Source organism: Streptomyces sp. CB01580 (assembly GCF_001905795.1).
GTDB lineage: Bacteria > Actinomycetota > Actinomycetes > Streptomycetales > Streptomycetaceae > Streptomyces.
Genome location: NZ_LIXJ01000002.1, coordinates 486,245 through 500,816, shown reverse-complemented (window position 1 = coordinate 500,816; position 14,572 = coordinate 486,245). Strand labels below are relative to the sequence as shown.

Here is a 14,572-nt window from a genome sequence, read left to right as displayed (position 1 = left end):
GTGCGGGCTCATCGGCGGGTACGCGGACGAGCCCGGTGCCGCACCGGCGCGCGGTTCAGATCATCTGGGGTTCGAAGTCCCAGTACGGGCGGTTGCGGGAGCGGGCCGAGACCGTGTGGACGTGCTGGGCGCCCAGGGTGGTCTCCAGGTCTCCCAGTGCCTCCGTCTCGATCTTGTCCGCACGCTGCCGTTCCCGCAGGCCGCGCAGGTCCGCGGCATGGGCGATCCGGGCGGACAGGGTCAGCGGATGCGTCCGGCCGAGGACCTCGACGGCCCGGGCGACGACCGTTTCCGTGAGGGCGGCGGCGGACTCCGGGTCCCCCACCAGGTTGCGCAGCGCCGAGGCGTTGATCGCGCAGCCCAGTGTCCAGGGGTGGTTCTCCCCCACGGCCCGGGTCATGTCGGCGAGCGCCTCCTCCAGAAGTGCGTGCGCGTGGTCCCGTTCGCCCACGTTGCGCAGGATCAGCGCGTGGTTGGCCCGGGTCCCCGCCACGTAAGGGTGCCGGTCGCCGAGCATGGCCACGTATCCGGTGACGACCCGTGCGCTTATGGCCCTGGCCTGGTCGATGTCGGCGTGCTCGCGGGCGAAGAAGCTCTGGCCGGCCGCGAACATCATCGTCAGCGGGTCGTTCTCGCCCAGGACGCGTTCGGCCCGTTCCAGCACCCGGATGAAGAGTTCGCCGGCCCTGCCGCGGTCTCCCGCACGGTACTGGCTGAGCGCGAGGTTGTGTTCGGCGCGCAGGGTCTGCGGGTTGTCGGCCCCCATGACCAGCCGGTGCACCCGGACGCTCTGGTTCTGGAGCGACAGGGCTTCGCCGTACCGGCCGAGCAGCCGCAGGTCGGTGGCGTAGTTGATCTCCGAGTAGAGCGTCCAGCTGTGGCGCGGGCGCAGCAGTCGGCGCCGGGCGTCCAGGGTGTGCCGGTTGAGCTCCAGCGACTCCTCGTACCGGCCCAGCAAGCGCAGCGAGACGGCCAGGTTGTTCTGCGCGTTGAGGGTGCGCGAGTCCTGGTCGCCCAGGAGTTCGCGGTAGGCGCCGAGGATCCAGCCGGAGATCTCCATGGCCTCGTCGTACCGTCCCAGTCCGCGCAGGTCGGCGGCGAGCCCCCCGGCGGCGCGGAGGTGTTCCAGGTCCTGGGGGCCGCGTTCGGCGCGCAGGTGGTCGACCGCGGCCCGCTCGATGGCCTCCGTCTCGGCGTACTCTCCGACAGCTCGCAACAGGTTGGCGTAGTGGTACCGGAGGTCCCAGAGCCTGGGGTGGTCCTCGCCGAGGAGTTCCCGCCAGGTCTCCACGGCGCGTGCGCCGAGCTTGATCCCGGCCCGGTACTCCCCGGAGAGGTACATGTAGCGCAGGCAGTTGAGCACCAGGGTCTGCACCGAGGGGTCGGTGCTCCTGAGCACGTCGGCCCACTTCAGGTGCGGGGTGATCTCGGCGTAGGCGGGCCACAGCCGGGTGTCGGTGGGGCGGCCGGGGTCGGCCGCTGCGAGGGCCCGGCGGACCACGTCGATGAACTCCCGGCGGTCGCTCTCCGGCATGTCCTTGCCGATGATCTGGTGGACCATGCGGTGCATGTAGAGGGCTTCGCCGGACGACGCCTCCTCACCGGCCGTCTCGTGGGACTCCAGGCGGACCACGGAGTACTGGCGGAGCTGGGCGATCGCCCTGTTCCACAGCAACGGGTCGTTCATCAGCCCGGAGATCTGCTCCGGCAGTTCGCCGGGCGGCATCTCCCTCAGCAGCCGTACGGGGATGGAGCCCGGCGCGAAGAAGCTGCACAGGCGCAGCAGGTCGACGGACTCCGGGACGGTGTCCCTGAGCTTGTTCAGCAGTATCGACCAGGCGGTCTGGAAGGCGAGCGGAAAGTCCGCGGAGACCTTGACGACGTCCTGGTCGATGCCGCCTTCGAGGAGTCCGATGTACTCCTCCACCGACATGTCGGAGTCGCCCAGCCAGCCGGCGGTCTGGTCGAGGAGGAGCGGCAGGTCCTCCAGTGCCTCGGCGAGTTGGCCGGCCTCGGCCCGGGTCAGCCGCGGGGCGCGTCGGCGGATGAAGGCGACCGATTCGTCGCGGGCGTAGACGGGGACCCCGATCAGGTTGCTGTTGTGCTCGCGCCACTCCCGGTTGCGGGAGGTGATCAGGACGTGGCCGGGGCCGGTCGGCACCAGGTCCCAGATGTGTTCGGGTTCGTCGGCGCCGTCCAGGACGAGGAGCCAGTGGGAGTGCGGTTCGCCGCGGCGCAGGGCGTCGCGTACCGCGCGCAGCCGTTCGCCGTACTCGGCGCCCGTGGACAGGCCCAGTTCGGGGGCGAGTTCGGCGAGTTTCTGGCGGTAGAGGGCGCGGCGGTCGGCGGGCACCCACCAGACGGCGTCGTACTCGGAGCTGAAGCGGTAGACGTACTCCGCGGCCAGTTGGGTCTTGCCGACGCCCGGCATCCCGTGCAGGGTCACGACCCCGGCGCCGGGCCCGGCGTCCTGGAGGGTCTGGTACGTCCTGCTGAGGAGTTCGTCGCGGCCGGTGAACCGGGTGTTGCGCCGCGGCACCCCGCCCCACACCTCCGGGGTGTCCGCCGGATACCGGGGCCCGGGCCTGGCCTCGACCGCGTCCGGCAGCGGGTCGGTGGGCAGTCCCATGCGTACGAGGAGCCGTCGTTCGGCCTCGTCGGCGCCGACGTTGGTCAGATCGGCCGCTCCGAAGACGGACGTGGCGCCGGGCAGCGCGGACGTGGTCACGCGTACGGCGGCGAAGCGGTCGGGGTCCGGCGCGACGACCTCGCGCAGGGCGCTGTTCCACTCCGCGGTGCTGCGGGGGCCCAGCTGGAAGTACCAGTCGCTGAGGATCAGCAGGACGTCGCCGCGCGACAGCGTCAGATCCCGCAGCGACTCCTCCAGCGCCGCCTCCACCGGGGGGTCCCAGCGCTGTTGGACGACGGTGACGCCACGCCGCTCCAGGCGGTCCGCGATCCACGCCGCCCAGGCGCGGTTGAAACCGGCGAAACTGATGGTGACGGTCTGCGCGCCGATCGCCCCAACTCCATTACCCGTTGCGGGCATTCAACCATCTCCCTGCCTCGGTACAGGACCTGTCAACATACACCGGGGCCAGAGCGCCCCGGCCGGAATTCACGGTGACTCCCGCGGATGACGCGGGCCGTTCCTCTGCTGCCATATCACCTTGGCGGTGGCCACGTACGCCTCTGCGCGCGCCGAATGACCCGCGGGGGGCGGACAATCGTCCAGTCGGTGGTAGAGCGCGATCATCTCGTCGACGAGCACCCGGCCCTCGCGGGTCAGCGCCGCCGATCCGGCCAGCACCGGCAGTACGGCTCCGACCTGTTCGCGGCAGCGGGCGTGTTCGGTCCAGGCGAGGTCCCGGTGGGTGACACGCCGGGCTCCGAGCGCGAGCCGCTGCCAGTGGTCGGCGAGCGCGAGGTGCGAGTAGGCGCCCTGGAGGAGGCCGTCGAAGGGCCTGGGATCGGGGCGCCAGGGGGCGAAGTGGCGCGGTGTCGCGTCCTCGTGGTGCAGCGGTGCGAGCGCGGCGAGCGCGGACAGTTTGGTGTGCTGGAGTTCGTGGACGAGAGTGGCGGCGAACCGGGCGGGGTCGGCCGGTCTGCTGCTGAGGACCGCCCCGAACGCCTCGCGCCGGGTGGCGCTGCAGTGTGCCGCGCTCCCGCCCGCGGGGCCGGATCCGGGCGGCCGGCCGAGCGGCACCAGACAGCGCAGCAGCACGGCCGTCTCGGTCAGCCGGTGTTCGCCGCCCATGCGGAGCAGGGACGGCACCCGCGACCAGGACTCGGCCCATGCCTTGCGCTCGTGGTCGTCGAGGTGGGGTGCGGCGCGCAGCCCGTGGTGCCGGAGCCCGCTGTCGTCGGTGCGGTACGGGTCGACGTCGTCCAGGGGCACGGGAGCGGCGCCGGGCCGTACGGGAGGCAGGGCGAGCACCGGGAGCCAGCGCGGGTCGGCCGCGCCGGTCGTCGCGTCGTGGTGCACATGGACGGCGAGGGGCGCCCGCCAGGTGGCATGACGCAACGTCAGCTCATCTCGCCCGAAGGCGAGTTCTACCGGGCCCGACGGTGTGCGCAGGGCGCCCAGGGTGGGCAGCGACAGGAGTCCGTCGTGGGCGGTGAGCCGGGTCGTGAACGCGGTTGCGGAACGGATCGCGGCCGCGGCGGCCAGGGCGCTCAAGTGGTCGAGGTCGGCCCGGAGCCCGGAGCCGGAGGCGGGGGCATCGGTCGCGGGGGTGGCGAGGCCGCGCAGGCAGCGTTGTGCCCAGGGGCCGGTGAGGGGGTGGAGCAGGACGGCGCGCACGGCGTTCCGGTCGGCGCGTTCCGCCGTCTCCAGCAGCGTCCAGTCCTGCCGCAGCCGGTCGAGGGCCCGGGGCGGACAGAGCGTGGCGGGGGCGTCCTCGGCCGCGTCGAGCAGTGCGCGCACGAGGAGCAGCCGACGGGTGTCCTGGTCGCGTGCGAGGGCGTGGAGGGTGCCGGGGTCGCCTTCCGTACGGCCGAGCCGGCGCAGGGCGTGGTCCGGGAGTGGGGGGCTCATCGGTGTGCTCCTGCGGTCGCTTCGGACAGCCGGTCGGCGATGTGGCGCACCAGTCGTTCGAGATCGGCACAGTAGACGGACGGGTTGGCGAAGCCGTTGTCCGCCCGGTAGCGGTGGGCGTAGTGGCCGCCGCCGCAGACGGTCAGCAACGGGCAGGCGCGGCAGGCGGGGGCGAGCGCCTCGGCGCCCGCCTGCCGCGCGACGACACCGGGGTGGCGCAGCGCGTCGTCGAAGGTGTGGCGGAAGACGTCGAGACCGGTGGCGGCAGCGGTGTCGTAGGCCGACTTGAGGGAGTCGACCTGCTCGATCGTCCCGTCGGTCTCGACCACGATCGCGTCGACGGGGTCGAGACCGAGGGACTCGGTGGCGGCGGGCAGGCCCAGCAGCAGGGCCACGCACTCCTCGAACAGCCGGACCCTGGTCTCGCGCCGCCCGGCCCGCCACCAGCGGTCGAAGACGGTGGCGAGCCAGTCGCCGTACGGGGTCGGCCGGTCCGGGCCGGGGACGGCGGCGGGGCCGGGGGCGGTACGGGGCGTTCCGGTGGTGGGCAGGCCCGGTGGGGGGTTCGTCCAGTTGCCGTGCGGCAGCAGCAGGTCCAGGGACGGCGGGCGCAGGGACAGCAGCGACTCGTACGTCTCGACCGGATCGGTGCGGGGGGCGACGACGGTGAGGATGCCCGCGTACGCGTCGGGGTGGCGGTCGGCGAGGAGCCTGGCGCCGCGTGACGCGGCGGGCCAGGAAGGGCGTCCGGCGTGGTCGACGCGCAGGGTGTTGTGGGCGGCCAGGCCGCCGTCGAGGCTGATGCCGACGCTGATGCCGTGCCGGGCGAGCACGCTCACGCGGGCGTCGGTGAGCAGTGTCGCGTTGGTCTGCACGGTGGCGTGCACGGAACAGTCCGCCGGGGTGAGTCCACGGACGCGGTCGGCGAGGGCGGCGAGGCGGCCCGCACCCGCGAGGAGCGGCTCGCCGCCGTGCAGGACGAGAGCGATGTCGCGCAGGGCGTGGGCCGCCGCGTGTTCGGCGATCCGGTCCGCGGTGCGGTCCAGTACGGCGGCCGGGGCGGCGGCCGGCCGGGCCCGCCAGGTCCGGTCGGGGCCCTCGTAGAGGTAGCAGTAGCGGCAGGCCAGGTTGCACCGGCCGTGCACCTTGACGATGAACTGCCGGAACGGGAAGGGCCCCCGGTTCGCCGCGACAGTGTCCGCGTACCGGCGGGGGCACCGCGTCACCTGTCGGGACACGCCGCCACCCCCGTGCTGTGTGGCGCGGGGGCCGCCCCCGCTGCCGGCCCGGGACGGATCTGCCCGGCCCGCCGCGCGGGCAGGCCCGGTCCGGGCCACGACGTCCCGTCCGGCCGGGTCCCGGGCCGGATCCGTGCGGCCGGTGCTCCGGGCGGCGGGGCCGGGCGGGCGGACGCCTCAGAACGCGCTGGTGAATCCCCAGAGCGTCTCCCGCGGCCGCCCGGCTCGTCCGCGCAGATCCGCGACCACCTCGCGGAGCACGGGGTGGTCCAGCGTCCGCAGCGTCTCCAGATCGAGCTCCAGCAGCTCGGGCAGCGCGCCCGGACCACCGGGCACCTCGTCGGATGCCGTGTCGGACGCGCCGTCGGCCGGTGCGTCCGGCGTCCCGACGCCGGGCCGGCCGTTTCCCGTCGGCTCGTTCATCATGCCTCCCCGTGTCCCCGTCGGTTCCTGTGTTCCCGTGGTTCCCTGTGCTCCCGTGGTTCCCTGTGCCGGTCCGGTGGTCCCGGTGTCCTGCCGGTGGTTCCCCGTGTTCCCGTCGCACGTGCCCTCGCGACGGACCCGCGGGTGTCCGCTCGTCGTCGAGCGCGTCCCGTCGGGTCCGTGTCCCTGGCATCGGTGCGTGTGCCAGCGTCGCGGCGGTGTCCGTCCGCCGCGGCCTTCACCGCGGTGGTCACCCGCCGCCGTCGTACCCCGTTGGTGCCGTCGGCGCCGGTGCGGGACGAGTGCCCGCACGGGCTGCTTCTGTACCGATGCCCCGCACGGACCGGCCTACGCCTTCCTGGGCGGACCGGCGACCGGCGTCCGTCGTACGCCGGTCGCAGACGGCGCGAAGAACGGCGGCCGGAGAGCGACCGTCGCGGGGGCGGTCCCGGCGGGCGGCCCCGTCCAGGCGCGGCGGCCGTCGCGGCGGGCGGGCCGCGTCGGCGTTCCGGCGCGGCCGGGGCCGGGGCCGGGTCAGCGCTCCAGCTCCGCCAGCCGTGCCGCCGTCTCCTCGCCCGCGGCGCCGCCGCCGTCCGGCAGTCCGCGCCATTCCCGGCGGGCCGACCGGTAGGCCTCGCGGGCGGCCCTGGGCCGGCCCGCCCTCTCGTACGTCGTACCCCTCCAGTGGTGGGCCGTGGCGCACCACTCGACTGCCTGCCGACGCTGTTGCGGATGGACCGACTCCTCCGCCGCCGTGCCGGCCGCTTCGGCCGCGCCCCGGAACGCCTCGGCCGCCTCGTCGAGCCGGGTGGGGCGATCCAATACCCGGGCGGCGTCGAGGTGGGCCAGGCCCAGTTCCAGCCAGCAGTCCGCCGCCGTCAGCGGTTCGATCGCCTCCCTGACGGCGAGCCCGAAGAGGTGCTCGGCCTCCCGCAGATCGACCCGGTCCTCGGTGGCGCGGTGCCGCAGCATCAGCGCACGGCCCAGCATCAGCAGCCGCTCGGCCTGGCGCGCGTCCCCCGCCGGCGTCTCCGTACGGCAGTCGCGCAGCACCCTCACCGCCGCCCCGATGTGCGTGCGCCCGTCCGGCAGCCGGGCCCGGCGCAGCAGGGTTCCTCCCCATTCGGCGAGCAGATCGGCGTGGGCCTGCGAGTCGCGCGGCACACCGCGCGCGGCACGGGCGAACCGGTCGGCCGCCTCGACGAGTTCGTCCGGGTCCCCGGTGTGCTCGTACCGCACGACGTGCACCCGGGCGGCCCGGGTGAGCAGCGAGGCCCGCAGCCGCTGCTCCCGCGCGGTCTCCAGGGCCTGCTCGACCAGCGTCGCCGCCTCGTCCGGCTCCGCGCCGGAGCCGAGCAGGGCGTCCACCAGGTCCAGCACGATGCGCGTCCCGGTGCCCAGGGTGTGCCGGCTGCCGCCCTGCCCGAACGCCGTGCGCAGGGAGCGGGCCGCCTGGGCGGCGTAGACCCGGGACTGTTCGGTGTCGACGGTGGCCCCGGAGAGTTTGAGCAGCGCACGGCCGTGCGCCAGCGGCAGGGCGGCGGGCCGGTTCTCCTGGTCGGGCCAGGCGTCGGCGAACGCCTCCAGCATGCCGCACGCGGCCTGGAGCGAGGAGGCGTCACCGTCGAGCCGCCACTGCGACTCCAGGGCCCGGACCCGTTCCAGCGTGAGCCGGAGGGCCTCGGCCGGTTCCAGTCCCGGGGCCGAGCAGGCGGCCGTGTACTCCCGGTCGGCGCGGCGCAGCAGTTCCAGGGCGCCCCGCCGGTCACCGCGCGCCCGCCGGTCGTCGGCCGCGGCGTGCAACACCTCGGCCAGGACGGCCCGTTCGTGTACGGCGCCGGGGTGCGCGGCGGCCCGTTCGGCGGCGTACTCGGCCTCGCGGAGCAGCTCCGCGTCGCCCTGGACCTCCCACAGGCGCAGGACGCAGCGCGAGTACTCCGCCCACAGCGCCGGGTCTGCGCCCGGCCGGCTCTCGCGCTCGGTGGCGCCGCGCAGCAGTTGCACGGCGTCGATCAGGTACTGGACCATGCCGTCCGAATCGAAGTGCCGCAGCAGGACGCGGGCGCTCTCCACCGCCGCGTTCGGTGTCCGCGGGACGGCATCGGGCCGGTTCCGGTCGGTGTCGACGACGAACTGCTCGGGCAGCGGCATGAATCGCTCCAGTACGCGAACCGCGACCTCGGCGAAGGGGTGGGGCACGCGTGGCCCGCCGCGCCCGCCGTGCTCGTCCCCTTCCTCGATCCCGTCCTCCGGTCCGGTCCGGCCCCCGGTTCCGTGTCCGGGCGGTCCGGGGGTGCGGGTGAGCCGCACCGGCCCATGCCTGCCCTCGCCGAGCTGGGCGAAGGCCAGCGCGGGGAAGTTCGGCCCGCCCCTGCCGAACCGCTGCTCGATGTACTGCGAGCAGTGCTTGAGCACGAGCAGCGCCTCGTCCCGGCCGAGCGGGCCGAGCAGCGCCTCGCGGACGCCGGGCGCGAACTCGTACCACTGGCCGGCGGCCTCGCCGTCCATCCCGGCGGCGTCCTCGGTCCTCGCCCGTGACAGCAGTCCGCTCAGCAGGACCTCGGCCAATTCCGAGGGGCCGGAGTTCGGCAGCATGGTGCGCTGCACCAGTTGCATCACCGGCAGATACAGCGGGGCGGCCGCGAGGTACACGGCGAGCTGCCCGGCGGCCGGGGAGGCCGTCGAACGGAAACGGCTGACCAGCTGGAGCGAGGACAGACCGTCGCCGGGGCGCTGCACGGCCGCCGGGGGCTGGTCGGCCCGCACCCAGCCGACGGCGCCGGACACCTGCCCCGCGCCGGTGCCCGAGAGCAGCTTCGCCCAGGCCGCCAACGCCCCTTCCACGGGCGGGAGCACGGGTACGGGAAGAGCGCCCGGGTGCACGGCGGGGCCCGCTCCGGCATGCTCCGTGACCTTGAGGACGGTGGCTCCGGCCGGCCCGTCGCCCCGGGACAAGGACCCGTAGGTCACCGGCAGCCGGGTACGGTTCCACATCCGCTGCGGCAGGGGCTGGAGCACGGCCGTCGGCGCCTGGCCGGCCAGGTGGTGCAGCAGCCGGTGGGCCCGTCCGCTGCGCCAGAGCGGGCCGGCGCAGTCGCTGACCACGAGGGTGACGCGGCGGCCGGTGGGGTCGCTCAGCCGGTCCGCGGAGCTCAGCGACGCCGCGGCCGGGTCCGGGCTCCGGCTCACCACGGCGGCCCCGTCCGGCCCCTGGTGCAGATAGCGCGTCCAGACGTCCCTGAAAGCACCCAACTGTCCGAACAGGTTCTGGAGTTCACCGAACAGCCGGTCCCACACCAGCATCGAGGACGAGGCGTCCATGACGCACTGGAACAGCGACTCGCCCCGGGACGCGCCGTGGAAGACCGGAATGATCAACCCTCCGGCCCGGGCGCTGCGTTCGGCGGTCTCCGCCTCGTCGAGGAAGTGACGCATCGGGGGCGCGGCGGGGCGATAGCGCTGCAACGGCCGTAATGCCCGCTGGAGTTCGAGCGGCGCGGGAAGGGCGGGGGCGGCGGGCACGCCGAGGGCGAGCGTTCTCGTCCGGCCGCCGGGGGCGGGAGCGGTTCCGCGTCCTGGCGGAGGGTCGCCGTCGCGGCCCGGGGCGCGGGAGGCCGCGCTGGGCACGGGGTGGAGCGGGACCCGGCGGTCCGCGCCCCCGGGTTCGTGCCGGTCCGCGGCCCCGTCCCCGTCCGGCGGGGGGCCGGCCCCGTGGCCCTCGGGTACGGGTGGGCCGGGGCGTCGCTCCGGCCGGTCCGCCCGGTCCGGGCCCACGGGCCGCGACGCTACGGCCGCGCGGTCGCCCTCGCCGCCGTCGTCGTCCGGCGCGTCGGGGTGACGGGTCCAGCGGGCCAGCCAGAGGGCGTCGCAGAGCTGCTCGGCGTCGGGGTCGAGCCCGGCGCCGCGCAGCCGGGCGACGAACGCGGACAGCAGCCCGCCGTCGTCCGGCGACGCGCCGTCGCCCGTGCACGCATCGGCACCCGGTGGCGCACCACCGCCGCCCATCGGCGTCCCATCGCCCGGTGGCGCGCCGTCGAACCGTGCCGCACCGTCCGGCCGCGCCTCGTCACCGGACGACGACACGTCCTGCGGCCGGTGCGCTTCGCCCGGCCGCGGCACGTCGTCCGGCCGGTGCGCGTCGTCCGGCCGCGACGGCGCGCCGTGGGCCTCCGTCGCGTCCTCGAAACCCTCCACCGGGTCCCGGGAACCGTCGTCGGGGCGGCGTCCCCCGCCCTCCGGTCCGTGCCGCGCCCCGCCACCGGACATCGGCATCACCTCGGCCGGTCGAGTCGCTGGATGAGCAGGTCGGCGAGGCGGTCCCGGCCCGCGGGCGCCGCCGCACCGGTGAGGTAGATCGCGTTCAACAGCTGGTCCGTGGCCAGGAGTTCGCTGCGGGAACGCTCCAGGAAGTGGGCGATGAGATCGTCCCCGGCGCGCGCCGCCTCGTCGCCGAGATGGGCGCGTACGAAGGTGGCGAGACGCTGGTGGTCGGGGCGCCCCAGCTCCAGATGGACGCAGCGGCGCATCAGGGGTGCCGGGAAGTCCCGCTCGCCGTTGCTGGTGAGGACCACGAACGGGAAGGCCCGGCACTGGACCCGGCCGCCCTTCACCCTCACCTTGTTCCCGTCGTCGTCGAGGACCTCCGCCTCGCCGTCGGGCAACCGGTCCACGATCCGTTCCAGCTCCGGAATGCCGAACTCGCCCTCCTCCAACACGTTGAGCAGGTCGTTCGGCAGGTCGATGTCGCTCTTGTCGAGCTCGTCGATGAGCACGACCCGCGGCCGGTCCGAGGGCATGAGCGCGGTACCGAGCGGGCCGAGCCGGATGTAGCTGCCGACGTCCTCCACGGCGCCGGCACCAAACGCCCCGGCCCCCGCGCCGTGCGCGGCGATCTGCACGTCCTGGAGCCGGGCGATCGCGTCGTAGCGGTACAGCCCGTCCTGGAGCGTCGAGCGGCTGACGATGGGCCAGCGCAGCACCCGGCCCAGCCCCAGCTCATGGGCGACGGAGTGGGCGAGGGTGCTCTTCCCGGCGCCGGGACTCCCGGTCACCAGCAGCGGGCGGCGCAGATAGAGCGCCGCGTTGATCATCTCCAGCTCCTCGGCGCCGGGCCGGTGGAGCTCGGCGATGTGCCGGTGGCCGCCCAGACGGCGGTCCGCCGACCCGTCCGATCCGGCCGGGCCGTCGCCGTTCTCTCCGTCGCTCCCGTCCCGCCCGCCGGCGGCCGGGTCGCCGCGGCCCGCGAAGTCCCGCCAGGGCGGCGGGGGCGGCAACCGGTCGATGCCCTCGTGCGGTTCGCCGGCCCCTCGGTAGATGAGCCACTCGCTGGGTTCACTCATAGCGTGTTCCTCGTCGTCACTCGTCCGCCAGGGGCAGCTGTCGAACGTGCTTCACGGTAGCGATCCGGGCCACACCCCGTAAGGGGCCGGGCGGCTTCCGTCATGCCCCCGAAGGGTGGGCCGGCCATCACGGCGCCTCGAAGTAGAGTTCGTCGCCCGGCAGTTGATGCCGCGGGTCGTCGTAGAGCAGCGCGACCCCGTCCGACCAGTACGCCTCCGTGCGCCCCGCGTGCACCCCTCTCCTCAACTCGTGCATCCTCTTCGGAAGACGATCGGCCGTACGGGCCTCGGCGACGGCGTCGGCGGCGCGTCGGTGGAAGTCGGTGCAGACCGCGGTCCGTTCGTCCGCCCGGCGCCGCCGCCACAGGGCCAGCCCGTACCCCGCGTCGAGCAGCCGTCCCAGGCCGGTCGTGGTCTCCGGTCCGGGCCGGTCGCCGTATCTGCACAGCACCGGGACGGTCTCGTACGCCAGTTGGCGCATCTGGGCCACCACCGGTACGGGCATCCGCATCCCGTCCTCGCAGTCGACGACGGCGGCGCGCATCGGGGCGGTCATGGCGCGGTTCCAGCGGGCCTCTCGCTCGGCCGGTCCGCCGTCGGTCCCCGCCGTGCCGCCACCGGTGCCCGCCGCGCCCCGGTCGAGGGGGCGGACGACCACCGGACGGAGCACTCCGAGCGGCCTCCCGTCGGGCCGCGTCCGCCATTCGTCGACCCCCAGTCCCATGAGGGCCGGATCCACCGCCACATGGAGGACCGCCGGGTCGTCCGGCTCGTCGCACCGGCGGAACGCCTCCGCGAGCGGGCCCGCGAGCCGGTCGGGCAGGGCATGCAGCGCGGTGCCCCGGCTGTCCTCGGCCACGGGCCGGAAGTCCCCGGGCCTCGGCACGACCGCGACCCGCCAGTCGTAGAGGTCCGGTTCCCAGTGCCGCGACTCCAGCCGCAGCAGGACGAACGGGGCGTCGTGCGGCCTGGCCGGCTCGGGCGTCGGCGCGGGGGCACGGGAATGCTCACGGTCGGTGGGGGTCCGCCGGTCGTTGTACCGGAGTCCGACGAGTTCATGACGGAACTTCCGGGAGAGGCGGTCGTCCGCCACCCGCTTCACCCATTGCCACAGGGCCGCCTCGGCGTCCGGGGTGGACGGCAGTACGTAGGGGCGTTCGGCGGACAGGGCGCTCATGCAGTACCTCAGGATCAGCTCCAGCGCGCCGTCACCGCCCGGGGCGTCGTACAGCGTGCCGAGTCCGTCGCGCCAGCCGCGCGGGGCCGCGTGGTGCTCGCGCGGGTGGGTGTCCGGGAGCTCGTCCAGGAGATCGAGGAGGCCGCGGGTGCTGAGCGGGGGAGGGAGTTCGGCGAGCCGTCCGAGCAGGTCGACGCGTTGCTGGGGGCTGAGGGCGAGCCCCGCCCCGGCGCCCAGCTCCCGCTGGAGGTCGGCCCAGGTCCGCTCGGTGCCGACCGGGCTGGTGTGCCGGTCGGCGTGATAGCGGTCGTGGGCGTGGAACAGCGCCTGGTACGGGTCGACGGCCTCGCCCGCCACCGTTTCGGGCGGCACGGGCAGGGTGCGCAGCCGCTCGACGCCGATCGAGGTGCCGCCCGTGGTGCCGTCGGAACGGGACTTGAGCACGCCGACGACCTCGCCGCGCGCCAGGTCCACCACGGGTCCGCCGGACAGGCCGGGGTACATCCGGTCGCCGTCGAGCCGCATCTGTTCGTCGTCCTCGGCCCAGTCCCCGAAGGTGCCCATCACCTGACACCGCCCGCTGAACCGGGTCAGCTGCCCGGATCCGCCGTCGGTCCAGCCGGTGTAGAGGACCGAGCCGCCGCCGAACATGCCCGCCGGGCGCTCGGTGACGTACACACAGGGGTGCTCGACGGGGCGCAGCAGCCGGATCAGCGCGAGGTCGGGGGCGGGCCAGCCGCCCGGCGCGGCGCCCCACGTGCCGCCGGGGCCGGGTGCTGCGCGCCGGTCCTCGGGCATGGCGGCGACCACGGCGCCCTCGACCGTCGTCTCGGCACCGCCCGGGTCCGGCTTGAACACCACGCTCACCCGACGCCCCTCCCCCGCCATCGCCACGTGCGCGCACGTGAGGACCCAGCTCGGGGCGACGAAGAAGCCGCTCCCCAGGAAGCCCCGGTCGGATCCGTCAGGGGCATACCCGGGCTCCGGGCGGTGGATGCGCACGGTCGCCGCCATCACGAGGCCCGTGAGCGCACGGTACGTGCTCTCGGAACGGCCCCCCGCGCCCCTGCCCGGCGGCTGGGTCATGAGCGGTCCCCGCCGTCCGGCCCGGCCGCGCCCGGACGCATCGGTGCGCCGGTGGACGCCCCGGGCGCGGGAGGGGGGTCGGTCGGCATCGGCGGGGCGGGGCGGGGCGGGGCCGGCCGAGACGTCCGCGCCGCAGGTGGGGGCACGGGCGGCGTCCCGGCGGCCGTACCCCCCGGTGCACCTCCCGCTCCCTGTGCGCCGCCCTGCGCCGGGCTCGCCGGTTCGACGGGCGGGCCTCCGCCGTGCCATGTGAGCGTGACCGTGATGCCGCCCTTGGCCTCGCCGTCCGCGAGAAGACCGACGACCTTGCCCGCCTTCGCGGTGAGCTCGATGCCGAACTCGACGCTCACCTCGTCGGGCCGCACCGCGCGCAGCGGCTCGGCCAGCGAACGCGCGACGCTGGTCACGACGGCGTTGAGGCTTTCGACGCGGGCCTGCACCTGGTCGACGAAGTCCGCGTAACCGATGTCCGTGAACGCCGGCCCCCGCGCGGGCCGCGTCAGCTCCTCCGCTCCCGAGACACGCGCCCAGACCGGCGTGCCGTCCGGCATCTCGATGCGCGCGATACGCGCCCCGCTGTCGGTCATGAAAACCCCCCGATTCCCAACTACCCGCAGGCTAACGGCAGTACGCGACCCAAGCGAGGTCCGTGGACCAGGACGCCTGGGCGCCGTGCGACGGTTCTGAGGGGGCTCGCGCGACTCCCGCGAGCCTTCGCCGACGGTGCGCTCCCGGCCGTCGCGGGGCTGTCACCAGGCATTAGGCTTGCCGC

Annotated in this window: 8 protein-coding genes; all 8 read right to left on the bottom strand. The window is 74.9% G+C overall.

Annotated elements, in window-relative coordinates; genetic code table 11:
• Positions 1 to 55 precede the first annotated feature (55 nt).
• Complete coding sequence (gene fxsT / locus AMK22_RS04700) at positions 56 to 3,049, bottom strand: FxSxx-COOH system tetratricopeptide repeat protein (RefSeq protein WP_073781914.1); 2,994 nt, start codon at positions 3,047 to 3,049, stop codon at positions 56 to 58.
• Positions 3,050 to 3,118: 69 nt separating this feature from the next.
• Positions 3,119 to 4,537: an aKG-HExxH-type peptide beta-hydroxylase gene (locus AMK22_RS04695; protein WP_073781913.1), complete on the bottom strand. Its 1,419-nt coding sequence runs from the start codon at positions 4,535 to 4,537 to the stop codon at positions 3,119 to 3,121.
• A complete protein-coding gene (locus tag AMK22_RS04690; RefSeq protein WP_073781912.1) occupies positions 4,534 to 5,763 on the bottom strand; it encodes an FxsB family cyclophane-forming radical SAM/SPASM peptide maturase in 1,230 nt (409 codons plus the stop codon). The genes AMK22_RS04695 and AMK22_RS04690 overlap by 4 nt, the downstream gene beginning before the upstream one ends.
• Before the next feature lie 189 nt (positions 5,764 to 5,952).
• Positions 5,953 to 6,198 (bottom strand): FxSxx-COOH cyclophane-containing RiPP peptide, encoded by a 246-nt coding sequence (gene fxsA, locus AMK22_RS42225; RefSeq protein WP_079185925.1) that lies wholly within the window; start codon positions 6,196 to 6,198, stop codon positions 5,953 to 5,955.
• Between the two features lie 534 nt (positions 6,199 to 6,732).
• On the bottom strand, positions 6,733 to 10,464 hold the full coding sequence (locus AMK22_RS04680; RefSeq protein WP_079185913.1) for an SAV_2336 N-terminal domain-related protein: 3,732 nt from the start codon (positions 10,462 to 10,464) through the stop codon (positions 6,733 to 6,735).
• A 5-nt stretch (positions 10,465 to 10,469) separates the two neighbouring features.
• Complete coding sequence (locus tag AMK22_RS04675; protein WP_073781911.1) at positions 10,470 to 11,537, bottom strand: AAA family ATPase; 1,068 nt, start codon at positions 11,535 to 11,537, stop codon at positions 10,470 to 10,472.
• A 127-nt stretch (positions 11,538 to 11,664) separates the two neighbouring features.
• Entirely contained in the window at positions 11,665 to 13,800 is a 2,136-nt protein-coding gene (locus AMK22_RS04670) for a VMAP-C domain-containing protein (RefSeq protein WP_073781910.1), read from the bottom strand.
• Positions 13,797 to 14,387: a CU044_2847 family protein gene (locus AMK22_RS04665; RefSeq protein WP_073781909.1), complete on the bottom strand. Its 591-nt coding sequence runs from the start codon at positions 14,385 to 14,387 to the stop codon at positions 13,797 to 13,799. Before AMK22_RS04665 ends, AMK22_RS04670 begins: the two co-directional genes overlap by 4 nt.
• Positions 14,388 to 14,572: the final 185 nt, after the last annotated feature.